We start from the raw sequence: 24,767 nt of genomic DNA on the forward strand, positions 1-24,767 counted from the left end.
AGATGGAAGCCATTTGGTCGCCCCGAAGGGGTTTAGCCAGAATGGCCCATTGCTGCGTCGGAAAGGCTTGAGATATCGACATATCCCTGCGCCTTCCCTCCTTGCACTGAGCCATTCTGACCTAAACCTCGATGGCGCGGTTTATGAGTTTACGGCCTAATCGAAACGCACTTTGCCGCGCCCGGCCTTGATGGCGCTGCGGTTCTTCTTGCCTGCCAGACGTTCGGTCTTGCCCACGCGGTTGAGCCGGGATTTCGCGCGGCGGGCGGGCAATGTCGCGGCCTCGCGCAGCAGATCGCCGAGGCGGCTGCGCGCGTCCTCGCGGTTCTGTTCCTGCGTGCGGTAGCTGCGCGCCGTCATCACGATCTCGCCGCGCGCGGTCATCTTGCTGCCGGCGAGTTCCTTGAGGCGATGGAACACTTGCGGCTCAAGGCGCAGCGCGAAAACGTCGAGGCGGATCTGCACCGCCGTCGCCACCTTGTTGACGTTCTGCCCGCCGGGCCCGGCCGAGGCGATGAAGCTTTCCTCGATCAGGCCAAGGGCGCGTTCGATCAGGGCGTCGGTGGACATGACTCGGCCTCGGGTTCGGCCTCGGGCTGGGCCGCGACAAACCCCAGTGCGGCGAAATCGGCCGGGAGCGGCGCGGTGGCGGCAATCGGCGCCTTGCCTTCGCGCGGGACGGTGAGCGCGGCGGCATGGAGCATGGTGCGCCGCGCGCCCCTCGCCGCATCGGCCCCGCTGCCGTAGATCGGATCGCCGAGCAGTGCCGCACCGAGCCCTGCCAGCGCATGAATGCGGATCTGGTGGGTGCGCCCGGTTTCGGGGCGGAATTCGACGAGGGTCATACCCTCCTTGCGATCAAGCACGCGCCAATGCGTGACGGCAGGCTTTCCGGCGCGCGCGGGAATCATCCGCCAGCCCTTTTCCGCGCTGCTGATCTTGGACAAGTTGAGCGCAATCGTGCCTTCGTCCTCCGCGACGGGTCCAGCGACAATCCCGAGATAAACCTTCTCCACCTGCCGCGCCTCGAACGCGGCGGCGAAGCGCTTGTGCGCCTTGGCATTGCGCGCGAGGAGCAGGCAGCCCGAAGTATCCTGATCAAGCCGGTGAACCGCGAGCGGCAGGCGCTGGAAGCCGAGGCGCAGGGCATCCAGATAGTTTTCGAGGCTGGTGCCCCCGGCGCGCGGGCGATCGATGGGCAGGCCGGCGGGCTTGTCGATGACGAGCGCCTCGGCGTCCTCGAACAGGATGGGAAGCGTGATCATTGCGCCATTGTCATTTCAGGGCCTTGGCGATGCGGGAAAGGGCTTCGGCAAGGCGGGCATCGTCTGCCGCAAAGCTGATGCGGAAACCGTCGTGCCCGCCGAAGGCCGAGGCCGCGACGACCGCGACGCCGTGGTCCAGCAGGTGCATTGCCAGCGCCTCGTCATCCCCGAAGCGCGCCATCAGCGGGCCGGCATCGACAAGGCAGTAGAACGCGCCATCGGGCACGGGGGTGGAAAGCCCTGGCACGGCATTGAGCGCGGCGACCGACATATCGCGCCGCACGCGGAAGCGCTCCCGCCAATCGAGCAGGAAATCCTGCGGGCCGGTAAAGGCCGCTACGGCGGCGGCTTGGCTGATCGAGCAGGGGTTGCCCGAGGCGTGCGACTGCAGCTTGGCCATAGCGCCGATCAGCCACCCTGGCCCGGCGGAGACACCGATGCGAAATCCGGTCATCGCATGGCTTTTGGAGACGCCCGAGACTGTGAGTACCCGTTCGGCCAGATCGGGGCAGACGACCGCAAGCGTGGCGTGCGCGCCTGCGCCATAGCGGAGCGGGGCATAGATATCATCGCTGAGGACCAGCACATCCGGGTGGCGGCGCAGGACTTCGCCGAGCGCGGCGAGGTCGTCCGCGGAATAGACCGCGCCCGTGGGGTTGCCGGGGCTGTTGAGCAGGAGCCAGCGGGTGCGCGGGGTGATCGCGGCTTCGAGTTGTTCGGCGCTGATGCGGTAGCCAGTCGCGGGCGTGGTCGGGATCGCGACTGGTTCGGCCCCGGCGAAGCGGACGATTTCGGGGTAGCTCACCCACCACGGCGCGGGGATCAGGACTTCGTCGCCCGAACCGACGGTGGCAGCCATCGCGAGGAAGATCGCCTGTTTGCCACCCGCGCTGACGATGACCTGCGCGGGCGGCACTTCGATGCCGAGATCGCGCGCGAAGTGGAGCGCCGCAGCCTCGCGCAGGGCGGCGGTGCCGGGGACGGCGGTGTAGCGCGTATCGCCTGCATCGAGCGCGGCCTTGGCGGCTGCGATCACGTGTGGCGGGGTGCGAAAATCGGGCTCACCCACCGAAAGCGAGATGATATCGCGGCCTTCGGCACGCAGCGCGATGGCGCGATCGGTCATCACTGTGGTGCGCGAGGCGGCGATGCGCCGCAATGCCGGACTAAGGTGGGCGGCGCTGTAGTGCGGTTCGCTCATGCGCCGAGCAGCTTTGCGGGCATCAGGCCGCGCAGGGCATTGCCGATGAAAAAGCCCGCCTCGAGATCCTGCATCGTGACATCACCTTCGACCGCCCGGCCGCTTTCGAGGAGGCTGCGGCGCAGCACGCCGGGGAGCAGGCCCAAGGCGGCGGGCGGGGTGATCAGACCATCACCGCGCGGCACGAACAGGTTGGTGAAGCTGCCCTCGGTCAGCCGGCCATCATCGCGCAGCAGCAGTGCTTCGTGCGCACCGGCAGCCTTGGCCGCGCGCAAGGCGTCTTCGTAGAAGTGGCGGTCGCTCGTCTTGTGGCGGAGGCGCCAATCGCCCTCTGCCACGGGGAGCGGGAGCACCGCGCAGATCGCGGGATCGGGCATGGCGGGCGGCATGGGGGAGGCATCGAGCGCGTGGGCACCGCTTTTAGAGACAAGCAGCCGCACCCGCGACGGCGCATCGAGATCGAAGCACAGAACGTGGATCGCGTTGCGCAAGGCGTGGCGATCAAATTCGAAGCCGAGTTCGACCGCGCTGGCTTTCATCCGTTCGAGGTGCAGCTCCAACAGCGCAATGCCCTGCGCGGGATCGAACGCCATGGTCTCGATCAGATCGGCGCTGCTGGCCTCCAGACGCAAGACATCCCCTTTCACCAGGCATTCGCGCCATTCTGCGAGGGCTGCGGAATCCGCAACGATTGCAGAACCGACCCCCATCGTGGCGCGCCCCCGGCCCGCCCCCGGGTAGTCCGGAAGCAGCCGCACCGTCCGGATTGCCACATTGAAGGCAGCGTCACCAGCCTGTTGATCCGCAGGAACATCGATCCGCCCGATCGCGCCGCAATAGAGCCCGCGCGCGTCGCGCTCGATATCGTCGATCAGTTCCATTGCGCGGATCTTGGGCGCGCCGGTGATCGAGCCGCAGGGGAAAATCGCACGAACGAGATCGCGCGCGTCCGCGCCGGGCTGGAGCCGGGCGTGAACCGTGGTCACCATCTGGTGGACGGTGGGGTAGGTCTCGACCGCGAAGGGGGCCTCCACCCGCACGCTGCCGGGCTCTGCCACGCGGGCAAGATCGTTGCGCATGAGATCGACGATCATCAGGTTCTCGGCGAGATCCTTGACGCTGGCGGCGAGCGCGGCCTTGAAGGCGGCGTCTTCCTCCGGCGTGCGTCCGCGCGGGGCAGTGCCCTTCATCGGGCGGACTTCGGCGCGGCCCTCAGCCAGCGTGAAGAACAACTCGGGCGAGACGGAGAGGTGCCAGTGCGCGCCATCCCAGAGTACCGCGCCATAGCCCGAGCGGGCATCACCGCGCAGCGCGCGGTAGATGGCGAGCGGATCACCCGCCCACGAACCGCCGAGTTCGAAGGTGTAGTTCGCCTGATAGATATCGCCCGCCGTGATCGCGGACTTGAGCCGGTCGAAGCCGAGACCGTAGCCGCCCAGTGAAACCTGCGGATCGAGCGGGCCGAGCCGACCCGTGCCTGCCACCGCAGCATCGAGCCAGCTTTCCGCCTCCGCCTCGGTAATCTCGCGCATTTCGGCGAACCGCGCGAACCACACGAGCGGGCCTGCCGCACCGGTGCGGGCGGGAAGCCGGGGCGCCAGACGCGGCTCCAGCGCAAGTCCCGCTTCGTAAGCGATAATCCCTGCCCAATGGCCGGGCGCGGCGCCGATGCTGGCGAGCGCGGCTTCCACTTCTCCCGGCTGGCGCGCGATGATGATCTGCTCGGGCACGGTATAGAGCCGCGCAAGGCTTGCCCCTTCCACGCGGGCATCGTCGAGCAGTATGAAGGGGGCCTGTGTCATGCTTGCCAGCGGCCTTTAGCGGCGGACTGATCCGGATGCAAAAAGCGCTTTCCTACTCTGGCATTCCGGAGGACAAGAAATCCGGGACGAGGAAGAAACCGATAGAGGCGCGGAAATACTGCATATGGACGATATCTACATTGGCCTCGGTGCGGGCGGCGAACGTCAGGTGCTGCGACTGGACCGGGCAAACCGGCACGGACTTGTGGCGGGGGCCACTGGCACCGGCAAGACAGTCACCCTTCAGGGCATGGCCGAGCAGTTTTCCGCACGCGGGGTGCCGGTGTTTCTGGCGGACGTGAAGGGCGATCTTGCCGGCATCGCGATGCCGGGCAGCCCGACCTTCAAGCACGCCGACAAGATCGAGAGCCGCGCCAAGGAGCTTGGCATCGATCCCTTCACTTATGCCGATAATCCGGCGGTATTCTGGGACCTTTACGGCGAGGCAGGGCACCCGATCCGCACGACGATTTCCGAGATGGGCCCGCTGCTGCTGGCGCGGCTGCTGGGCCTTAACGAGACGCAGGAAGGCGTGCTCAATATCGCGTTCCGCTATGCCGACGACAACGGCCTGCTGCTGCTCGATCTGCCCGACCTGCAGGCAACCCTGATGGCTTGCGCCGAGAATGCGGGCGAGCTGGCCGGCAAGTACGGCAATGTTTCCAAGGCGAGCGTCGGCACGATCCAGCGCCAGTTGCTGGCCTTCGAAAGCCAGGGCGCGGACCGGTTTTTTGGCGAGCCCGCGTTCGAGATCAACGACTTCATCAAGACCGACGATCAGGGGCGCGGTTTCATCAACGTGCTCAGCGCCGAGAAGCTGATGCAGAGCCCCAAGCTCTATGCCACGTTCCTGCTCTGGCTGCTGAGCGAGCTGTTCGAGGCGCTGCCCGAAGTGGGCGATCCGGAAAAGCCCAAGCTGGTGTTCTTCTTCGACGAGGCCCACCTGCTTTTCGACGATGCCCCGCAAGCGCTGTTCGACAAGGTGGAGCAGGTCGTGCGCCTGATCCGTTCGAAGGGCGTGGGCGTCTATTTCGTTTCGCAGAACCCGATCGACATTCCCGAGAAGATCGCCGGCCAGCTCGGCAACCGGGTGCAGCATGCGCTGCGCGCGTTCACCCCGCGCGACCAGAAGGCGATTCGCGCCGCGGCGGAGACCTTCCGCATCAACCCCGATCTCGATGTCGAAAAGGTGATCACCGAGCTGAAGGTGGGCGAAGCGCTGGTTTCCACGCTCGATGCCGATGGCGCGCCGGGGATCGTGCAGCGCACGCTGGTGGCGCCGCCGCGCTCGCGGCTGGGGCCGCTGGATCCCAAGGAGCGAGCTGTGATCCAGTCGGTCAGCCCGTTCGACGGCAAGTATGACGCTGCCGTAAACCGCGAATCCGCCGCCGAAGTGCTGGCGCAGAAGGCAGCCGATGCGGCGGCTGCCGCGCAGCAGGTCGAGGCCGAAGGTGTGGATGCGCAGCGGGCTACCGCGCGCCAGACGCCTTCGATGTGGAGCAAGGCAGGCAAGGCTGCGGTCGGCGCGATTGCCGCATCGGCCGGATCGGTGATCGCGGCGCAGATGACCGGCAAGAAATCCCGCGCATCGCCGATCGAATCCGGCGCCAGCGCGATTGTCGGCACGATTGCGACACAGATCGGCGGTGCGGCCTTCGGGCGGTTTGCGCGCGGGCTGCTGGGCGGGCTGCTGCGCTGATATTGTGCCTGCCTGTCGTTCAACGACGGGGCCATGCGGTTCGTCGAATCCGGTTGCGGATGCAACAGGATCGGGGCAGGCAGGCAGCATTCCAACCCGGGCCAACCCCGGCTTGACCTGAAAGGTTTTCATGCGTTCGATCATGCCCAAGGCGGCTATTCTGGCCGCGACATTGCTCGCCGGCACCTTCCTCGCTTCTCCTGCGCTGGCGCAGCAGCCGGCTACCGAAGCTCCCATCCCTGCCGAAGCGGGCGTGATGCCCGTAGGCAAGCTCGATGGCGCGGTGGTGCCGCAGGGCTACCGGCTCGATCTCACCGTCGATCCCACCAAGGACCGCTTCTCCGGCCATGTCGAGATCGACGCCGAGGTGAAGAAAGCCGGGCGCTATGTGTGGATGCACGGGCGCGACCTCAAGGTCGGCAAGGTGACCGCGATGGTCGGCGGCCAGCCGGTTTCGGGCACGTTCCGCCAGGTCGATCCGACCGGCGTGGCGCTTGTCACGTTCGATGCGCCGCTGCCGGCGGGCAAGACGACCTTTGCCTTCGACTACGACGCGCCGTTCGGTGAAGGCCCGGCGGGCATGTTTCACCTCAAGGTGGGCGATGACTGGTACAGCTGGACCCAGCACGAATCGATCGATGCGCGCGCCAGCTTCCCCTCGTTCGACGAGCCCGGCTTCAAGGTGCCGTGGAACGTGACCTTGCGCACGCCTGCGGGCCTCAAGGCCGTGAGCAACGCGCCCGAGGTGAAGACCGAGACCGCAAACGGCATGACCGTCCACACGTTCGGTCAGACGCTGCCCTTGCCGAGCTATCTGGTGGCGCTGATGGTTGGGCCGTTCGTGACCGTGGAAGGCGTGGTGCCGCCAACGCCGCAGCGCCCGGCGCCGCTGCCGATCCGCATCGTTTCGACCAAGGAAAACGCCGGCAAGCTCGACTTTGCGCTCGAAGGGACCAAGGGCGTGGTCCAGCACCTCGAGGCCTATTTCGGCCAGAGCTTCCCCTATCCCAAGCTCGACCAGATCACGACACCGATCCTCCCGGGCGCGATGGAGAACGCGGGCGCTGACCTCTATGCCGACAGCATCCTCGTCATGGATGAGAAGGCCTCGACCGCCCAGAAGCGCACCTTCGGCATGGTGGTGAGCCACGAACTGGCGCACCAGTGGTTCGGCGATCTCGTCACCCCGGCATGGTGGGACGACATCTGGCTGAACGAGAGCTTCGCCAACTGGATGGGCTTCCGCATCGGCAACGAATGGCGCCCCGATCTCAATATCGGCGCGGGCGCGCTGGCCGAAGGCTTCAACGCGATGGGCATCGATGCGCTGGTCGCGGGCCGGCCGATTCACCAGAAGATCGAGAAGAACGCCCAGATCGACGCCGCCTTCGATACGATCACCTATGGCAAGGGCGGCCATGTCGTCGCGATGATCGCCGCGTTCATGGGCGACACCAAGTTCCGCGACGGCGTGCGCGGCTATATGGCGGCGCACAAGTATGGCAACGCGACGAGTGCCGAATTCTTCAAGGCGATGGCCGAGGCGGCGGGCGATCCGCGCATCCTGCCCGCGATGCAGAGCTTTACCGATCAGCAAGGCGTGCCGCTGTTGACGCTGGAGAGAGCGGGGCCGCAGAGCTGGAAGGTTACCCAGAGCCGCTACGTGCGCTACGGCATGAAGGGTCCGGTGACGAAGTGGGGCATTCCGCTGTGCATGCGCCAGGGCGATATCCGCCAGTGCACGCTGATGACCGACACCACCACGACGGTGACGATCAAGAGCGCACGGCCGATCATGCCCAACGCGGGCGGCACCGGATACTACCGTTTCGAACTGCCCGCGAAGGACTGGGACGCGCTGATCGCGGCAACCCCGAGCCTGAGCGGCAGCGAGGCGCTGGCCGTGGAAGACAGCCTCAACGCCAGTTTCTACGCAGGCCGCGTCACCGCCGATCAGCTGATCGCCGGATCGCGCGCACTGGCCGCCAACCCGGACAGCTATGCCAGCGGCGATGCCACCGGCTTGCTGCAGGCGATGGCGGATCGCGGCGTGATTGCGGAAAGCGCCAAGCCGAAGTTCCGCGCCTTTGTCGACGGGCTCTATGCCCCGCAGCTGAAGGCGCTCGGGCTCGATCCGCGTGCGGGCGCGCATGCCGGGGATGATCCGGAGAAGCAGCAGCGCCGCGTCCAGCTTGTCGAGCTTCTCGCCGGCACCGCCCGCGATGGCGCGCTGCGCGCACAGCTGAGCAAGGCGGTCGATGCCTATCTCGGCGGTGACCAGTCCGCGCTCGATCCGGCGCTGTTCGGCGCGGCTTTCGATGCCTGGCTCGGCGAGCGCAAGCTCGACGGCGCGAAGACCCTGATGGACAAGGCGCTCGCTTCGGAAGACCCGCTGTTCCGCCCCGCCGCGCTGGGCGCGATCGGATCCAGCGGCAACGCCGAGACCGCGAAGTGGCTGCTCGACGAGTTGCAGGACAAGCGCCTGCGCCAGTCCGAGAAGCTCAATTTCGTGCGCTATGTGGTCTACACGCCCGAAACGCGCGACTGGGGCTATAGCTGGATGAAGGCGCACCTCGACGAGTTGCTCAATGGCGGCGCGGGGATCTTCTTCGGCGCGCGGCTTCCGCAGATTCTCGGCAACTTCTGCTCGGTTGCTTCCGCCGACGAATTCGACGGGCTGCGCGCAAAGTTCGCGGGCAAGTCGGGCGCGCTCGAACTGGAGCGGACGATCGAACGCGTGCGGTCATGCGGCAAGCTCAAGGACGTGCGCGGGGCCGAACTGACCGCGGCGATTGCGAAGCTCAACTAAGCGGCGATCCCCTCTCTCCCCTGAAGGGGAGAGGGCTATTGGAGCGGCAGGCGCAATGTGGCGGTGAGGCCGATGGTCTCGCCGCCCTGCTGCCGATTGGCGAGGGTGAGCGAGCCGCCGTGCTGGTCCGCAATCGCGCGCGCAAGGGTCAGGCCCAGGCCCGCGCCGCCGGTCGATGAATTGCGCGAGGCTTCGAGCCGGGTGAACGGCTCGAGCATCCGGGCGATCTCGTGCTCGGGAATACCAGGGCCGTCATCCTCGACCATGAGCACGGCCTCGCCCCCGTCGCGCCGGAGGGTGACGCGGGCGCGGCTGCCATAGCGCAGCGCGTTCGAGACGAGATTGCGCAGCGCGCGCCTGAGCCAGGTGGCGCGCAGCGGCATGACGATGCGAGGCGAATCGCCCAGCGTGACGTCTTCGCCCATGTCCTCGTATTCGCCGACGACATCGGCAACGAGGGCGCTGAGCTCGGTCTGTTCGAGCGGATCGGACGGGCGGCCGACGCGCGCGAGGCTCAGGATATCGTCGAGCGAGCGGTTGATGTCCTCGATGGTGGCGGCCATGCGGCCGCGCTCGATATCGTCCTCCACCGCCTCGATCCGCACGCGCAGCGCGGCGAGCGGCGTCTTGAGATCGTGGCCGATCGCGCCGAGCATCACGTCTTTCTCATCGAGCAGCGCGCCCACGCGGCGCTCCATCGCGTTGTGCGCGACGATCAGGCGGCGGATGTCATCCGGTCCCTCCGGCTCCAGCTGTCCGGCGAGCGCGCGCGAGCGGGCAAAGGCTTCGACTTGCGCGGTAAGTGCCTTGAGCGGGCGCGCGATGCGGCGCAGGATCAGCGCGACGGCGCCGACCAGCACCACGTAGATGAAGAGCGTCTGCAGGATCAGCGTCGTCAGCATCGCGCGTTCGGTGCGCGGGGCGAGCAGGCGCGCCGTGAGCCAGGTGCCGTCAGCGCGGCCTATCGCGGCAACAATCAGGCGGGGGCGCGGCATGCCCGGCGGGCGGGCCATGCGCGGTCCCCGCCGCGCCAGCCATTCGGTGATGACCGGATCGCGCGCCGGATCGCGCTCGGCCACGAAGAGTTGCGCGGCATCGACGCCTTGCGCTTCGAGCACCTGGCGCAGCGCCTGTTCGATCTCGGGCCGGCGGCGATCACCGGCAAGCTGAGGCGCGCGCGCTTCTTCCTGCACGCGCAGCGGGCGCGGCATGCGGAAGCCGATTTCGGGCCCCTCCCCGTCTGCCGGTGGCGGCGGACCAAACTGCGCGCGCGGATTGCGGCCGAGCAGGCTGAACGCAGCATAATTGACGAGTCCGGCGAAGTGCCGCTCGTGCTGCATGCGCCACATCAGCGCGGCGGAAAGCCCCTGCGCGACCATCAGCGCGAGCGCGATGGCAAGCAGCATCTGGCCTTGCAGGCTGCGCGGCCACAGGCGGAGGCCTTGTGCGGGTTCAGCCATCAGCAGGGACCCGGCGCACTTCGGCTGCGAGCATGTAGCCGCCGCCCCACACGGTCTGGATCAGTTCGGGATTGCGGCTGTCGCGCTCGATCTTGCGGCGCAGACGGCTGATCTGGTTGTCCACCGCACGATCGAACAGATGCGCCTCGCGGCCCTGCACCATATCGAGCAGGCGGTCCCGGTCCAGCACCTGGCGGGGGTGATCGAGGAAGGCGACGAGGAGACGGAACTCGGCGGAAGAGATGGCGACGACCGCGCCTTCGCTGTCGATCAGCCGGCGGCGCAGCGGATCGAGCCGCCAGCCTTCGAAGGTGTAGTGGAACTCGTCCGCAGCCGCACTGTCTGCCATGCCCACCGCACGCGCGGCGCGGCGGAGCACGGAGCGGATGCGGGCGACCAGCTCGCGCGGATCGAACGGCTTCACCACGTAGTCGTCCGCGCCGATCTCGAGCCCGACAATACGGTCGGTCGCCTCGCCGCGCGCGGTGAGGAAGATCACCGGGAGGCCGCGCGCCTCGATCAGGTGACGGCAGAGCGAGAGGCCATCCTCGCCGGGCATCATGATATCGAGGAGGACGATATCGAAGGCCTCTGCGGCAAGGCGGGCGCGGGCTTCGGCGGCGCTGGCGGCCTGCTCCGCAGCAAACCCCTGGCGGACAAGATAGTCCGCCAGGGGCTCGCGCAGAGCAGCCTCGTCATCAACCACCAGCACGCGGGTGCTCACGGGCAGAGGTGCGGGGGCTGCCGCCATGCTTCAGGCACCCGGGGGTGGCGGCGGGGGCGGCATATCGCCCATGTCGCTGCCCATGCCGTGATGGCCGCGCATCCCGCGGCCCTGGCCCCAACCGCCATGTTCCTTGCGCATGGACATCCACGCAGCGCGGCGTTCGGCGGCAGTCAGCTTGCCATCGTGGTTGGTATCGGCGGCATCGAAGCGCGCCTTGGCGGCGGCATCGAATTCGGCGCGGGTGATCGTGCCATCGTGGTTGGCATCGGCCTTCTCGGCCATTTCGTGGAGCATGTGCGCGCCGGGGCCCATCATCATGCCCATACCCATACCGGCACCGGGGGGCGGCGGGGGCATGTCACCGGGCGCGCCATCGCGGCCCTTTCCGCCCTTCCAGCCGCCTTCCATCATTTTCTTGTGGTGATCCATGAATTCGGCCTTGCTGATCGAGCCATCGTGATTGGCATCGATCATGTCGAACATCTCGGCCATCTTGGCCTCGCGGTCAGCGGCATTGAGCACACCATCCTTGTTGACGTCCAGCTTCGTCCACATGGTATCGGCCTTGGCCTTGGCATCGGCCCAGGTCACCGTGGCGCCCCCCATCGGGTCGCGGCCGGGCTCGGCGAAGGCGGGGTAGACGGCGTAGAGCGCCGTGGCGGCGGTGAGCAGAACGGCCGCAGAGGCGGCGAGCGTGGATTTCTTCATGGATTTCGGTCCTTCAGGCAGAATGTGCAAGCGGAACGGGGGCTTTCCGCAGTCTGCCGTCTAGACCGGGGTTGTCGCAGGGTTATGCCGCCGACGGACTGTTTTGTCGCACTTTGTCGCGCGGGTTTCAGCGCGGGCGGTGCTCTGTACCAAGACCGGCTGTGATGAAGAGCGCAGTCGCCTCCGCCGAAATCAGGTCCATCGTGTGCCACGCGCCGGGCGGATTGACCGCGTATTCCCCGGCAACGAGGCGCACTTCGGCGGTTGATCCATCGGCAAGCTCCTGATGCAGCACACCCTCACCGCTGAGCATGAGCACGACTTCGTCGCCCGCAGGGTGCATTTCCCAGCTGTCCCAGCTCTCGGTGAAAACATGCTGGCTGACGAGGCGGCCTTCCGCGCCGTCAGCCCCGTGGCGGGCCATGTAATCGCCATACCAGTCCATGCCGGTGAACGGCGGCTGCGGCACGGCCCGCGCACCGGGCCCGATATGGATGGGGTGCCTATCGAGCCGGTGCGCCATGGCTTTCAGCTCCCCATCACGAAAGCGTTGAGCTTGTTGCCATCGGGATCGCGGAAATAGGCCGCATAGAACCCGCCTTCCCCGCGCGGACCCGGAGGGCCTTCGCAGGTTCCGCCGTTGGCGAGCGCAGCGGCGTATAGCCGGTCCACCTGCGCATTGTCCTTCGCCTCGAGCGCGACCATCACGCCGTTGCCGACGGTGGCGGGCTCGCCGTTGTAGGGCTTCATCAGGCCGATGCCAGCGGCACCGCCCGCTTCGCCCCACGCGATCGCGCCGTCCCATTCGTACATGCGCTTGGTGCCCAGTTCGGCGGCCAGCGCATCGTAGAACGCGGCGCCGCGCGCCAGATCGTTGGTCCCCAAAGTTACGTAGCCGATCATCCAAACCTCCTCTTCGCCGAGTCGCGATAATCAGAACATAACACGAACAAAGAAGCTTACAACGGGGCGCAGGCAGCCTCCAGCCAGGCGAGGTCCGCGCCGGAGAGCTGCGGGGCGAGGAGCGCCTCGACCTTTGCGTGATAGGTGTTCCACCACGCGCGCTCGTGTTCCAGCAGCAGCGCAGGCTCGACCAGCGTGCGGTCGATCGGCGCGAAAGTCAGCGTTTCGAAGCCCATGAACGTGCCCTCGGCGCCGGGGATATCGCGCTCCTCGACGAGGACGAGGTTCTCGATGCGGATGCCGTATTCGCCCGCCTTGTAGTAGCCGGGCTCGTTGGAGAGGATCATGCCGGGGAGCAGCGCCTGGCCGGTACCAGCCTGTCCGCCTGCCGCCTTGGCGATGCGCTGCGGGCCTTCGTGGACGGCAAGGAAGCTGCCGACGCCGTGGCCGGTGCCGTGGGCATAGTCGAGCCCCGCCGACCACAGGAACTGCCGCGCGAAGCTATCGAGCTGGCTGCCGTTGGTGCCCTCGGGGAACACTGCCTGATCAAGCGCGATATGGCCCTTGAGCACGCGGGTGAAGCGGTCCTTCACTTCGGCGGGCGGCGCATCGGGGCCGATCCAGACGGTGCGGGTGATGTCGGTCGTACCATCGAGATACTGGCCGCCCGAATCGACGAGATAGACGCTGTTCGGCTCGATCTGGCGGTTGGTATGTTCGTCCACCTTGTAGTGCGGGCTGGCGCCGTTGGGGCCGGCGGCAGAGATGGTGTCGAACGAAAGATCGCGAAGGAGGCCGGTCTTCTCGCGCTCGGCGCGGAGCGCTGCGGCGGCGGAGAGCTCGGTTTCGGCGCCCTTTGGCGCGGTATTCGAGAGCCAGTGGAGGAAGCGGGTGATCGCAGCGCCATCGCGCGCCTGCGCGGCGCGGTGGCCGGCCTGCTCGACCGGGTTCTTGCGGGCCTTGGGCAGCACCGTGGGATCGGTGACAGAGACTGTTTCGGCACCGGCGGCGGCAAGCTGCTGATAGATGGCCGCGACCGCACGTTCGGGATCGACCGCGACTTTCTTGCCGGCGAGCGCGGCGAGCGCGGGGGTGAATGCGGCGCGGTCCTGCACACGCACCGCGTTGCCAAGGTGCTGGGCAAGCTCGGGCGTGACCTTTTCGGGCGCGATGAAGAGGTCTGCCGTGCCGTCGGCATGGGCGAGCACGAAGGAGAGCGCGACCGGCGTGCAGTCTACATCCGAGCCGCGCATGTTGAGCAGCCAGGCGACCGAATCGAGCGCGGAGATCACGGCGGCATCGAGCCCGCGCGCGGTGAGCCAGGCGGCGACTTCGGCGCGTTTTTCGTGGGCGGAGGAACCGGCGTATTCGTCTGCATGAACGAGCGCGGGGGCAGCGGAGGGCGCGGGGCGATCCTGCCAGATCGCGTCGATCGGGTTTTGCTGGACGGCGACAAGCGCGGCCTTGCGGGCCTTCAGCGCAGAGGCGGCGCTATCGGCCCAGCCCTTGCCGTGGAGCCAGGCATCATAGCCGATGCGGCCGCCTTCGGGGGCGTTTTCACCCAGCCATGCCGCGACCGAGGTCTGCGGCACCGACTGGTATTCATAGAGCCGGCCATCGACCTGTTCGCGCACTTGCAGCGTGTAGCGCCCGTCAACGAAGATCGCGGCCTTGTCCTTGAGCACGACAGCGGTGCCCGCCGAGCCGCCGAAGCCGGTCAGCCAGCCGAGGCGCTGGGCATAGGCGCCGACATATTCGCTCATGTGCTCATCGGAAATGGGGATGACAAAGCCATCGAGTTGCTGCCGCGCGAGTTCCTTGCGCAGGGCTTCGAGCCGGGCTTCGTGCCCCTGTTGTTCAACTTTCATCAGCATGGGTCGTGTCCTGAAGCGTATCACCCGCCTTGCGGGCTTATGCTGCACACCATAGATGCGGGGAATGACGGAAACCACCCCCACCGCGCCTCCGGTTGCGGCCAAGAAGCCCCATTCCTTCACCCATCACGGCGTGACAATCGAGGATCCCTACAACTGGCTGCGCGATCCCGGCTATCCCGAGGTGACGGATACCGAAGTGCTCACGCATCTGGAGGCCGAGAACGCGTGGTTCGAAGCGCGGATGAAGCCGCATCAGGGCACGGTCGAAACGCTGCTTGCCGAAATGCGCGGGCGCATCAAGGAAGCCGACAAGTCGGTGCCACAGAAGGACGGCGACTGGCTCTACTGGATCGAATACGAGGAAGGTGCCGAGTACAAGAAGTGGTGGCGCAGACCGGTCGCGGGCGGGCCAGACGAACTGATCCTCGACGAAGTGGCACTGGCGGAGGGCAAGGAATACTTCCGGCTGGGCGCGCTTTCGGTCTCGAACGATGGGCGCATGCTGGCCTGGGCGGTGGACGACAACGGATCGGAGCGGTTTACCGCGCGGATCAAGGTGATCGCGACCGGCGAGGTGCTGCCCGATGTGATCCCCGGCACGCTTTCCGCGCTCATCTGGGCGGCGGGCGACAAGGCGCTGGTCTACAGCCTCGCCAATGCGCAGTGGCGCACGGACAACGCGCGGCTGCACTGGCTGGGGACGCCGGTGGAAAGCGATGTCGAGCTTTATCATGAGGATGACGAGGGCTTCCGCGTTTCCGCCGGGCTTTCCGCCAACGACGAATGGCTGGTGATTTCGACCGGCGACCACGAGACGAGCGAAGTGCGGCTGGTGCCCGCTGCCGATCCGCTCACTGCGCCGCTGCTGGTGCGGGCGCGGCAGACCGGCGTCGAGTACGATGTGGATGTGCGCGGCGAGACGCTGTTCATCCATACCAACGACACCCACGAGAATTTCCGCCTCGCCACGGCATCGCTCGCCAGCCCCGGCGAATGGACGACGCTGATCGAGGGGACCGAGGATTTCTATCTTACGGGCTTCGACCTCTTCCGCGATTTCTATGTGGTCGAAGGCCGGGTGCGGGGGCTCGATCGGATCGAGGTGCGGTATTACGACGATCCCAGCCGGATCGAACCCATCGCATTCCCGGAAGCGAGCTACGAGGCTTCGCTGGGCGACAACCCGGAATGGGCGATGGACAAGCTGCGGGTCAGCTATGAGTCCATGACCAGCCCGGCTTCGGTCTATGACTATCATGTGGGCGAACAGCGGCTCGAACTGCTGAAGACGCAGGAAATCCCGAGCGGCTATGACGCCTCGCTGTATGAAACCGCGCGGCTGGAGATCACCGCGCGGGATGGCACGGCAGTGCCGGTCTCCATCGTATGGCGCAAGGGCCGCAAAGCGGGCGGGCCGCTCTATCTCTATGGCTATGGCGCTTATGGCATTGCCATCGGGCCGGGCTTTTCAACCACGCGGCTAAGCCTTGTCGACCGCGGCTTTGCTTATGCCATCGCGCATATTCGCGGCGGCGATGATCTGGGGCGGCGCTGGTACAAGGCGGGCAAGCTTGAGCAGCGCACCAACACGTTCAACGATTTCGTCGATGTGGCAAAGGGGCTGATCGCGGAAGGGTTCACGCAGGCGGGCCGGATCGCGATTGCGGGCGGCTCGGCAGGCGGCGAACTGATGGGCGCGGTGATCAATTCCGATCCAGCGCTGTGGGGCGCGGTGGCGGCGCATGTGCCGTTCGTCGATGTGCTGGCGACCATGCTCGATGCTGAACTGCCGCTGACGCCGGGCGAGTGGCCCGAATGGGGCAATCCGATCGAGGACAAGGATGCGTTCGCGCTGATCCGGTCCTATTCGCCCTACGATCAGGTGCGCGCGCAGGCCTATCCGCCGATGCTGGTGACGGCGGGCCTCAACGATCCGCGCGTGACCTATTGGGAACCCGCCAAGTGGGTGGCGAAGCTGCGCGAGTTGAAGACCGACGCCAACGACCTGCTGCTCAAGACCAATATGGGCGCAGGGCATGGCGGCAAGTCCGGTCGGTTCGAGGGGCTGCGCGAGACGGCAGAGGAGTTTGCTTTCATCCTCGCGCAGCTGGGGGTTGCGGCCTGATCATGCATAGCATGACCTTCACCGCCGGGCCGGAGCACATCGACGTGCTGGGCCATGTGAACAACGCGGTGTGGGTGCAGTGGATGGAAGCGCTTGCCACCTCGCACTGGGAGGCGCTGGCCCCGGCGGCGTGGCAGGCGGCTTACGTGTGGGTCGTGACGCGGCACGAGATCGACTATCGCGGAAATATCGCGCTGGGCGAAAGCGTGACGGGCGAGACCTTCGTGCCCGATGCCCCACGCGGGGCGCGGTTCGACCGGCGGGTCGATTTCCGCAACACCGCAGGCAAGGTGATCGTCAGCGCGCGCACGCAATGGGTGCTGATCGACAAGGCCAGCGGGCGCATCCAGCGCGTGCCGGCGGAGATGGCGGCGCTGTTTACCGCTTAGCCGGTTCGCAACTGCAATTCTGGCGCAAAGCCGGTCAGCCGCTCGCGCATCGTGCGGTTGCGCCCCAGGCGCTTGGCTTCATAGAGCAAGCGGTCGCAGTGGCTGTAGAGCACTGCAAATTCCACATCGAGCGTGCCGGAAAGGTCGTGTTCGACCAGCCCCATGCTGGCGGTGACGACATGGCCGAGGCCCGGCACGGCAGCAGCGATCCGTGTGCTTAGCGCGCGGCGGCAGCGTTCTGCCCGCTCGGCACTGCCGGGGCCGCGCAGCAGCAGCAGGAATTCCTCACCGCCCATGCGGATCGCGCAGGCTTCGGGATCTTCGGCCAGCGTTGTCGCGACCACCTTGAGCACCGCATCGCCGACCGCGTGGCCATGCAGGTCGTTGATCCGCTTGAAATGATCGAGATCGATCACCGCCATAGTGCGATAACCGAGGCAGAACAGATCGTTGAAGCGCCGCTCGATCGAGTGGCGATTCCACAGGCCCGTCAGCGCATCGCGGCCGGCAACGCCTTCAAGCTCGGTCGCGCGCGCATTGGCAAGGTCGCGCTCGCGCCGCAGTTCAAGGAACCGGATCACGATGCCCAGCGAATTGGCGAGCACTTCGGCCGCAAGCGCAAGCTGGAAAATGACGACTGATTCCGTCGGCCGCGCGTTGGGCAGGAGGTAGCTGCCGATGCGGTAGACCCCGACCAGCAGCACAGGGCTCCAGCCGACCATGAGGAACGAGACGAGCTTGCTGCCGCGCCGCCAGGCATCGGTGATGCCGATAAAGATGATCACGATCGCGAGCGAAATGCCGGAGTAGATGCCCAGCGCGCTCCACGGGCGCAGTGCCTCGATCGGGAGCGCGGTGAAGATGCCTCCGGCCATGACCAGCGGCGCGCAGCCGACCATCAACCGGCGCAGCCATGGCGATAGCGCATCGGGTTCGAGGAAGGTGACAAGGAACATCAGCCCCGCCGCGGCCACCGCGCCAAAGCACAGGCTGTTGATCGCGATCTCGGTCGCCGCATCGGGGTTTGCCCCGATGTGGATGAATCCGGTGCCGATCACAGTCTCCACCAGCATCAGCCCGACCATCACGATGTGCCACAGCACGAACGGACGGCGCAGCACGAGGTAGAAGCCGAAGTTGAGCAGAAGCGGCACGACCAGCATGCCGCAGATCGCCGCCATCGCGACCACCACGCCCATATCCCAGCCGGATCCTTCAGGCTCGCTATCGAGGCGCGCCTCGCTGGCGATGGTCTTGTTCCACGGCTGATCGATCCGCACGGTAACAAGGCGCGGGCGCGCCGGGGTCTGCGGCAGGGGCAGGACCATCATCGGCCCGTCGATCAGATGGTGGGCCGAAGCCGACGAATAGCGCTGCGTGCGGACCTTGCCAGACTCGTCGACCACCCAGATCGTGATGGCACGAAACGGCGAGGCATGGGTGACAAGGCTCTGCGCGCGCGGCTTGGCCGGATCGGTCAGGCGGTAGCGAAGGAACAGGCTTTCAGGCCCGATGTCGTATTCGGAATCGGAGCACATCCACCGGTCCGGCGCGCGGCGCAGGTCTGCGTAGGTTTCTGCGGCGTCAGCCGAGGCATGGCAGGTCTGGCTTGCGACAATAGGCGCCGCAGCGGCAGGCATGCCGAACAGGCCGGATAGCAATGCCACCAGCCCGAACAGCACAAACTTGCGCCACATCCAGTCCATAAGCCCGATTCTAGCGAAAGGGGCTTATTGGGGAGTTAACTTGGCCGCCCGATCAGGCGAGGAGTTCCTCGACCGGGCGATAGGCATAGCCAAGCTCGCGCGCGACAGCTTCGTAGGTCACTTCGCCGGCGTGTACATTGAGCCCTGCGGCGAGGTGCGGATTGGCCGCGAGCGCCGCCTTCCAGCCGAGATCGGCGATCTTCAGCGCATGCGGCAGGGTCACGTTGTTGAGCGCGTACGTGCTGGTGCGGGCGACACCGCCGGGCATGTTGGCGACGCAGTAGTGGACGATGCCATCGACCACATAGGTCGGTTCGGCGTGGGTGGTGGCGTGGCTGGTTTCGAAGCAGCCGCCCTGATCGATAGCGACATCGACCAGCACCGCACCCGGCTTCATCGTGGCGAGCATCGCGCGCGTGACCAGCTTGGGCGCGGCAGCACCGGGGATCAGCACCGCGCCGATCACCAGATCCGCTTCGGCGATGCAGTCCGCAAGATTGGCCTGATTGGAGAAGCGCGTCTTGGCGCGGCTTTCGAAGTGCGTGCCGAGCCGTTCGAGCACATCGGGATCACGGTCGAGAATGGTGACGTCGGCACCAAGGCCGGCGGCCATCTGCGCCGCGTTGAACCCGACGACGCCGCCGCCGATCACCGCGACCTTGGCGGGAAGCACGCCCGGCACGCCGCCGAGCAGCACGCCGCGTCCGCCATGCGCCTTTTCCAGCGCGGTCGCGCCGGCCTGGATCGCCATGCGGCCCGCAACCTGGCTCATCGGCTTGAGCAAGGGGAGCTGGCCTCCGGGGCCGGTCACGGTTTCATAGGCAATCGCGGTGACACCGGATTTCACGAGATCGGCAGTCTGCTGAGGGTCCGGCGCGAGGTGGAGATAGGTGAAGAGGATCTGACCTTCGCGCAGCTGTGCGCGCTCGATCGCCTGCGGTTCCTTGACCTTCACGACCATCTCGCAGCCGGCGAAGATCGTTGCCGCATCGGGCTTGATCACCGCACCGGCGACTTCGTAGTCGCGGTCCGCCGCGCCGATACCGAGCCCGGCGCCGGTTTCGACCCAAACTTCGTGGCCATGCGCGGCAAGCTCGCGCGCGCTCTCGGGCGTCAGGCCGACGCGGTATTCGTGGTTCTTGATTTCACGGACGGTACCGACACGCATGGCAGGATCCTTTTCGTTCTCGGATGGCGAAAGGATACACGCTGGCGCGCGCGCTGTTTCACCTCATTGGCGGTATCGCGGTGCCAGTTTTGGTGATATTTCCTGCTTTAGTACCATTACGCAGGAAAATATTGCATGGATCGTATTGATGCCGCGCTGATTGATGCACTGCAACATGACTCGTCGCGGCCCATTGCCGCGCTTGCCGAAGCTGTGGCGCTCTCGCCATCGGCATGCCACCGCCGCATCCGCGCGCTGGAGGAAGCGGGGGTGATCAGCGGCTATGCGGCGAGGATCGATCCGAGACGCGTGGGCCTTGCGGTCGAGGTGTTCGTCGAGATCACGCTGACCAGCCAGAGCCGCGAAGCGATGGACCGGTTCGAGCGCGCGGTGGGGGATTTCGATGACATCCTCGAATGCCACCTGATGTCGGGCGGGGCGGACTACCTGCTGCGCGTGGCGGCGGCGGACCTTGATCAGTATGACCATATCCACCGCGATTGTCTGGCGCGGTTGCCGGGTGTCTCCTCGATGCGATCGAGCTTTTCGCTGCGCCGGATCAAGCGGTTCGCGGGCTACCCGGTGCCGCGCGGGCGGCCATAGGGGGGGGCTTGCGGGGGCGCTGCGCCTTCTTGTCGGCGCTGTCGAGCAAGGTGAGATCGTTGCCCGGCTCATCCATGCGATAGCGCTCGCGCAGTTCGAGCTTGAACGCCTCGATCGCCTCCTCATCGGGCAGGTGATCGACCGTGAAGCGGCGCACGACGAATTCGCCGGCGCTGTCGAGCACAGTGAGGAAGCGCCCGCTCACGGTCTCGGCCAGATGCGTCATGTCGAGGCCGTCGGCAATCGTCCAGCGATGACGGCCCCAGGTGACGATGCGGCGGCCGCAGTGCCGGCAGAGGCTGTAGATCCCGCCATCGTCCTCGTGCACGCGCCACGCCGTCGGCTGATGTTGCCGCGTGAACCAGCACTGGGACAGCGCTACATAGGGCACGCCTTGACCTTTCTCGCTCGTTGAACGCCACCCTAGGTGAGCGATGGGAGACCGGCGGCAGAGACGATGGGCAGAGCACGGGGCACCGGTCATGAAGTGAGAACGGCGGCGGCTGGCAAGGATTAAGGGGACGCGAACGCGTCCGGCGCTTTCACAGCGGATTGCCGTCCTTGTCGCGGTAAATGTCGCGCCGTCCGACATGGTTGGCTGGGCCGACGAAGCCGTCCGCTTCCATGCGCTCGATCCATTTGGAGGCGGTGTTGTAGCCCACGCCCATCTGGCGCTGGACCCAGCTGGCCGAAGCCTTCTGGCTTTCGAACACGAGCTGGCAGACCTGCCGGTACTTGCGCTCCTCGGGCGCGTCTGATGCGGTCGCGTCGAGGTCGTCGAAGCCGAAGCTGCCGTCTTCGGGCTCTTCGGTGACCGAATCGACGTAGTCCGGGCTGCCCTGCCCGCGCCAGTGATCGGCGACGCGCTCAACTTCCTCGTCGCTCACGAAGGGACCGTGAACGCGACTGATCGCGCCAGTGCTGGGCTTGTAGAGCATGTCGCCCTTGCCGAGCAGCTGTTCGGCGCCCTGCTCGCCCAGAATCGTGCGGCTGTCGATGCGGCTGGTGACGGCGAAGCTGATGCGGGTCGGCAGGTTGGCCTTGATCACGCCGGTGATGACATCGACCGAGGGGCGCTGAGTCGCCATGATGAGGTGGATGCCCGCAGCGCGGCTCTTCTGGCTGAGGCGCTGGATCAGGACTTCGATTTCCTTGCCGACGGTGACCATGAGATCGGCAAGCTCGTCGACGATCACCACGATCTGCGGCAGCACCTGATAATCGAGCTGCTGCTCCTCGAACAGTTCTTCGCCGCTATCGGGATCGAACCCGACCTGGATGCGGCGGCCGAGCGGCTTGCCCTTGCTGGCGGCGGCGCGGACCTTCTCGTTGAAGCCCGAGATATTGCGCACGCTGACCGAGGACATCATGCGGTAGCGCCGCTCCATTTCCTCGACCGCCCACTTGAGCGCGCGGACCGCCTTCGACGGCTCGGTCACCACCGGCGAGAGCAAGTGCGGGATATCGTCGTAGGACTTGAGTTCGAGCACCTTGGGATCGACGAGGATCAGGCGGCATTGCTGCGGGGTGAGGCGGTAGAGCAGCGAGAGCAGGATGCAGTTGAGCCCGACCGACTTGCCCGAGCCGGTGGTGCCCGCGACGAGCAGGTGCGGCATGGTGGCAAGATCCGCCACGATCGGTTCGCCCGCGATATCCTTGCCGAGGATGATCGGCAGCATGCCCTTGGAATTCACGAATTTGTCGCAGGAAACGAGCTCGCGGAACGAGACCATGTCGCGCACGGCGTTGGGCAGTTCGATGCCCATGACGGTGCGGCCGGGGATCGAGGAGACGCGCGCGGAAATCGCGCTCATGTTGCGGGCGATATCGTCGGCGAGGCCGATGACGCGGCTGGCCTTGATGCCGGGGGCCGGTTCCAGTTCGTACATCGTGACGACCGGGCCGGTGCGCACCGCAGTGATTTCGCCCTTCACATTGAAATCGTCGAGCACGTTCTCGAGCAGGCGCGCATTGCGTTCGAGCGCCAGCTTGTCGATCTTCGGCCCCGTCGCGACAGGGAGCGGCTCCAGGATATCGAGCCCGGGGAGCTCGTACTGGTCGAACAGATCTCCCTGCCGTGCCTTCCCGGCAAGCTGCGCAGGCGCTGGCGGGCGCGAGGGATCGGTGATCTCGGTCGGGCGGCGGCGCGAGGGCGGCGAATCGGAGGCGACGACCGCAGCGTCCTCGCCCGCTTCGGGGCGCGGTTTGGGCTGGCGCTTCGGCAGAAGCGCGGCGACACCCGCAGCAGCAGGAAGCGCCGGACGTTTACCGCGCCGCAGAAAGGCCGGCATCCGGGGCAAGCGGTGCCAGTCGAACGCGAAGACCTGCGCGGTGATGACGAGACCGGCGACCACGGTGACGACAGCCGCGCCGCGCTCGATCCACAGTCCGGCTGCCGGCAGCCAATGCGCCGCGCCGCGCACGAGCGCCGCGCCAAGCAGCCCGCCGAGTCCGCCCGCACCGGCGGGAAGCGTGCCCCCCGGCCCGGTGAGCATCAGCGCGAAGGCCGTTCCGATCAGCGCCATGGCGAACACGAGCATCGCCGAGAGGCGCCACCAGGCGGGCAGCGGCTGGAGTTCCTCGTCCTCCTCGTCGATATCGATCAGATCGCCGGCTGCATCCCACAGCCGCCGCGCGAAGACATAAAGCAGCGGCAGGAGCAGCACGCTGGGCAAGCCGAAGAACAGCAGCACACGCTCTGCCGCCCAGGCGCCGGGCAGGCCCATCCAGTTTTCGACCGGGCTGCCGGAGGCGGTGCTGCCCGAAGGATCGGTCTGGGTATAGGTCGCCAGCGCGAGGGTGAGCGCGATCATCGCAGCAAACAGCAGGGCCGCCCCGATCAGCTCCGCACTGCGGCGGAAGCTGCGGCGCAGGATCGCGCGCCAGTCTGCGGCCTTGGCGGCGCGCCCTCCGGCGGGCGAAACGAGTGCGCGAGATGCCATGAAACCTGTCCCTTCCTGCGCTCTTCATGCGCCGAGAGTGGGGATGGCGTCAAGAATTCATGCCGGGCGAAACCCTAGGAATCCCGGCGAGTCGCGGGTTTCTGCGGGTTCTACGCAAGTCCGTCGATGGCCGCCCAGCCCCAGACGGGGAGGCGCGCCGCGCGGGGCTTCGTCATGCCGCCCAGCGCGATGATCGGGAGCGGCGAGCGGCGGGCGAGCAGCAGGAAGCGGACCGGCCCGAGGACAGGTGCGCCGGGGTGCGAGCGAGTGGGGAAGACTGGCGAGAGCAGGATGGCGCAGGCCCGCGCGCGGACCGCCGCGCCGATTTCGGCAAGCGAATGGGCAGTGGCCAGATGCAAACCGGGTCGCTGGCGAGGGCGCAGGCCGGACCCTCGGCCCAGATCGCGCGGTGCGCCGTAGTGCCCATCCGCGCGCCAACCACGCGCTTCCCCGGCGGTGATGACCAGCACGCCGCGCCGGGCGCAAAGCCGCCGCAGCGCCTCGAAACGCGCGCGGCGGGCAGCGATCGGCAGATGATAGTGCCGGAACACCAGCGCACTGCCGCGCGGCATGCGGGAAACCGCCCATTCCAGCCGATGATCGTTGCGCGCATCGGTGAGCAGGACGACCCGCGGGACAGGATGACACCGGCGCATGCCGCGCCTATAGCACCGCGTCATGACCGATCCAGAGGCCGCATTGGCCGCCATGACCCCGCTTGCCGCCATCCGCGAGCGCATCGCCCACACCGCCGCCATCGCCCGCCGCAAAGCGGAGAGCGTCACGCTGGTCGCCGTAGCCAAGATGCACCCGGTGGAGTCGATCCTGCCGCTGATTGCCGAAGGGCAGCGCGTGTTCGGCGAGAACCGCGTGCAGGAGGCCGATGCCAAGTGGCCCGCGCTGCAGGAAGCCAACCCGGATCTGCAATTGCACCTTGTCGGGCAGCTTCAGTCGAACAAGGCGGAAGAGGCGGTGCGGCGCTTCGACTGCATCCATTCGCTCGACCGGCTTTCGCTGCTCACCGCCCTCGCCCGCGCGATGGACAAGACCGGCCGCCGCGTGCCGCTGTTCGTGCAGATCAATATCGGCGACGAGGCCCAGAAGGGCGGCTGCGCGGTTGCCGACCTGCCCGCGCTGCTCACCGAAGCGCGCGCTGCCGATCTGCCGGTGATGGGTTTGATGTGCGTGCCGCCCGCCGGGATCGAGGCAGCACCGTTCTTCGCGCTCCTCGCCAAGCTGGCGGACGACCACGGCCTGGCCAGCCGCTCGATGGGCATGAGCGACGATTTCGAGACCGCCGTGATGCTGGGCGCGACGCATATCCGCGTCGGCTCGGCGCTGTTCGGCGCGCGCGGCTGAAGGCAAGCGAAGCGCTGCGCAGGA

21 protein-coding genes are annotated in these 24,767 nt (G+C 66.8%); 6 read left to right on the forward strand and 15 right to left on the reverse strand.

The genetic code is table 11. The features are described from left to right. Window positions 1-156: 156 nt before the first annotated feature. From arfB to pabB, 4 genes are read right to left on the reverse strand one after another with little or no spacing between them, the layout of a single operon-like run. Window positions 157-570 carry an alternative ribosome rescue aminoacyl-tRNA hydrolase ArfB gene (gene arfB, locus Q0071_RS11025; protein WP_298168856.1) on the reverse strand — a complete coding sequence of 138 codons (414 nt, stop codon included), beginning with the start codon at window positions 568-570 and terminating at the stop codon, window positions 157-159. Next, a complete protein-coding gene (locus tag Q0071_RS11030; RefSeq protein WP_298168858.1) occupies window positions 552-1,265 on the reverse strand; it encodes an RluA family pseudouridine synthase in 714 nt (237 codons plus the stop codon). The genes arfB and Q0071_RS11030 overlap by 19 nt, the downstream gene beginning before the upstream one ends. 10 nt (window positions 1,266-1,275) lie before the next feature. After that, window positions 1,276-2,466, reverse strand: a complete 1,191-nt coding sequence (locus Q0071_RS11035) for a pyridoxal phosphate-dependent aminotransferase (RefSeq protein ID WP_298168860.1) — start codon at window positions 2,464-2,466, stop codon at window positions 1,276-1,278. After that, window positions 2,463-4,268: an aminodeoxychorismate synthase component I gene (pabB, locus tag Q0071_RS11040; protein WP_298168862.1), complete on the reverse strand. Its 1,806-nt coding sequence runs from the start codon at window positions 4,266-4,268 to the stop codon at window positions 2,463-2,465. The genes Q0071_RS11035 and pabB overlap by 4 nt, the downstream gene beginning before the upstream one ends. Before the next feature lie 124 nt (window positions 4,269-4,392). On the opposite strand from pabB, the gene Q0071_RS11045 reads away from it, so the two are divergent. Together Q0071_RS11045 and Q0071_RS11050 are read left to right on the forward strand one after the other, a co-directional pair. After that, complete coding sequence (locus Q0071_RS11045; protein WP_298168864.1) at window positions 4,393-5,967, forward strand: helicase HerA-like domain-containing protein; 1,575 nt, start codon at window positions 4,393-4,395, stop codon at window positions 5,965-5,967. 130 nt (window positions 5,968-6,097) lie between these two features. Beyond that, a complete protein-coding gene (locus tag Q0071_RS11050; RefSeq protein ID WP_298168866.1) occupies window positions 6,098-8,776 on the forward strand; it encodes a M1 family metallopeptidase in 2,679 nt (892 codons plus the stop codon). Window positions 8,777-8,811: 35 nt separating this feature from the next. Here the strand turns inward: Q0071_RS11050 and Q0071_RS11055 are convergent, their stop codons facing one another. The 6 genes from Q0071_RS11055 to Q0071_RS11080 all read right to left on the reverse strand — a co-directional run bounded on the left by Q0071_RS11055 (window position 8,812) and on the right by Q0071_RS11080 (window position 14,448). Next, a complete protein-coding gene (locus Q0071_RS11055) occupies window positions 8,812-10,236 on the reverse strand; it encodes an ATP-binding protein (RefSeq protein ID WP_298168868.1) in 1,425 nt (474 codons plus the stop codon). Continuing rightward, window positions 10,229-10,987 carry a response regulator gene (locus Q0071_RS11060; protein WP_298168870.1) on the reverse strand — a complete coding sequence of 253 codons (759 nt, stop codon included), beginning with the start codon at window positions 10,985-10,987 and terminating at the stop codon, window positions 10,229-10,231. Before Q0071_RS11060 ends, Q0071_RS11055 begins: the two co-directional genes overlap by 8 nt. 3 nt (window positions 10,988-10,990) lie before the next feature. Then, window positions 10,991-11,671, reverse strand: a complete 681-nt coding sequence (locus Q0071_RS11065) for an EF-hand domain-containing protein (protein WP_298168872.1) — start codon at window positions 11,669-11,671, stop codon at window positions 10,991-10,993. A gap of 127 nt (window positions 11,672-11,798) precedes the next feature. Then, window positions 11,799-12,194, reverse strand: a complete 396-nt coding sequence (locus Q0071_RS11070) for a cupin domain-containing protein (protein WP_298168876.1) — start codon at window positions 12,192-12,194, stop codon at window positions 11,799-11,801. 5 nt (window positions 12,195-12,199) lie between these two features. Next, window positions 12,200-12,574 (reverse strand): VOC family protein, encoded by a 375-nt coding sequence (locus Q0071_RS11075; RefSeq protein WP_298168880.1) that lies wholly within the window; start codon window positions 12,572-12,574, stop codon window positions 12,200-12,202. Between the two features lie 56 nt (window positions 12,575-12,630). Beyond that, window positions 12,631-14,448: an aminopeptidase P family protein gene (locus tag Q0071_RS11080; protein WP_298168883.1), complete on the reverse strand. Its 1,818-nt coding sequence runs from the start codon at window positions 14,446-14,448 to the stop codon at window positions 12,631-12,633. Window positions 14,449-14,512: 64 nt separating this feature from the next. Here Q0071_RS11080 and Q0071_RS11085 point away from each other — a divergent pair, with 64 nt between their 5' ends. Further along, complete coding sequence (locus tag Q0071_RS11085) at window positions 14,513-16,576, forward strand: S9 family peptidase (RefSeq protein WP_298168886.1); 2,064 nt, start codon at window positions 14,513-14,515, stop codon at window positions 16,574-16,576. A 2-nt stretch (window positions 16,577-16,578) separates the two neighbouring features. After that, a complete protein-coding gene (locus Q0071_RS11090; protein WP_298168890.1) occupies window positions 16,579-16,965 on the forward strand; it encodes a thioesterase family protein in 387 nt (128 codons plus the stop codon). Here Q0071_RS11090 and Q0071_RS11095 read toward each other — a convergent pair. Both Q0071_RS11095 and ald read right to left on the reverse strand, forming a co-directional pair. Next, window positions 16,962-18,671 carry a diguanylate cyclase gene (locus tag Q0071_RS11095; protein WP_298168893.1) on the reverse strand — a complete coding sequence of 570 codons (1,710 nt, stop codon included), beginning with the start codon at window positions 18,669-18,671 and terminating at the stop codon, window positions 16,962-16,964. The two genes, Q0071_RS11090 and Q0071_RS11095, sit on opposite strands and share 4 nt — an antisense overlap. Before the next feature lie 52 nt (window positions 18,672-18,723). Next, window positions 18,724-19,839 (reverse strand): alanine dehydrogenase, encoded by a 1,116-nt coding sequence (gene ald / locus Q0071_RS11100; protein WP_298168895.1) that lies wholly within the window; start codon window positions 19,837-19,839, stop codon window positions 18,724-18,726. Between the two features lie 135 nt (window positions 19,840-19,974). Here ald and Q0071_RS11105 point away from each other — a divergent pair, with 135 nt between their 5' ends. Further along, window positions 19,975-20,442, forward strand: a complete 468-nt coding sequence (locus Q0071_RS11105) for an Lrp/AsnC family transcriptional regulator (RefSeq protein WP_298168898.1) — start codon at window positions 19,975-19,977, stop codon at window positions 20,440-20,442. Here the strand turns inward: Q0071_RS11105 and Q0071_RS11110 are convergent. From Q0071_RS11110 to Q0071_RS11120, 3 genes are all read right to left on the reverse strand, one after another. Next, entirely contained in the window at window positions 20,399-20,770 is a 372-nt protein-coding gene (locus tag Q0071_RS11110; protein WP_298168901.1) for a hypothetical protein, read from the reverse strand. The genes Q0071_RS11105 and Q0071_RS11110 overlap by 44 nt on opposite strands. A gap of 214 nt (window positions 20,771-20,984) precedes the next feature. Continuing rightward, the gene (locus Q0071_RS11115; protein WP_298168904.1) at window positions 20,985-23,384 is read right to left on the reverse strand and encodes a DNA translocase FtsK 4TM domain-containing protein; all 2,400 of its coding nucleotides are present in this window, start codon (window positions 23,382-23,384) and stop codon (window positions 20,985-20,987) included. Window positions 23,385-23,494: 110 nt separating this feature from the next. Further along, a complete protein-coding gene (locus Q0071_RS11120; RefSeq protein ID WP_298168907.1) occupies window positions 23,495-24,040 on the reverse strand; it encodes a thiamine phosphate synthase in 546 nt (181 codons plus the stop codon). A gap of 22 nt (window positions 24,041-24,062) precedes the next feature. Between Q0071_RS11120 and Q0071_RS11125 the strand changes: the two genes are divergently transcribed. Next, window positions 24,063-24,743, forward strand: coding sequence for a YggS family pyridoxal phosphate-dependent enzyme (locus tag Q0071_RS11125; RefSeq protein WP_298168910.1), 681 nt, complete (start codon window positions 24,063-24,065; stop codon window positions 24,741-24,743). Window positions 24,744-24,767: the final 24 nt, after the last annotated feature.

Source organism: Novosphingobium sp. (genome assembly GCF_027486195.1).
Taxonomy (GTDB): domain Bacteria; phylum Pseudomonadota; class Alphaproteobacteria; order Sphingomonadales; family Sphingomonadaceae; genus Novosphingobium.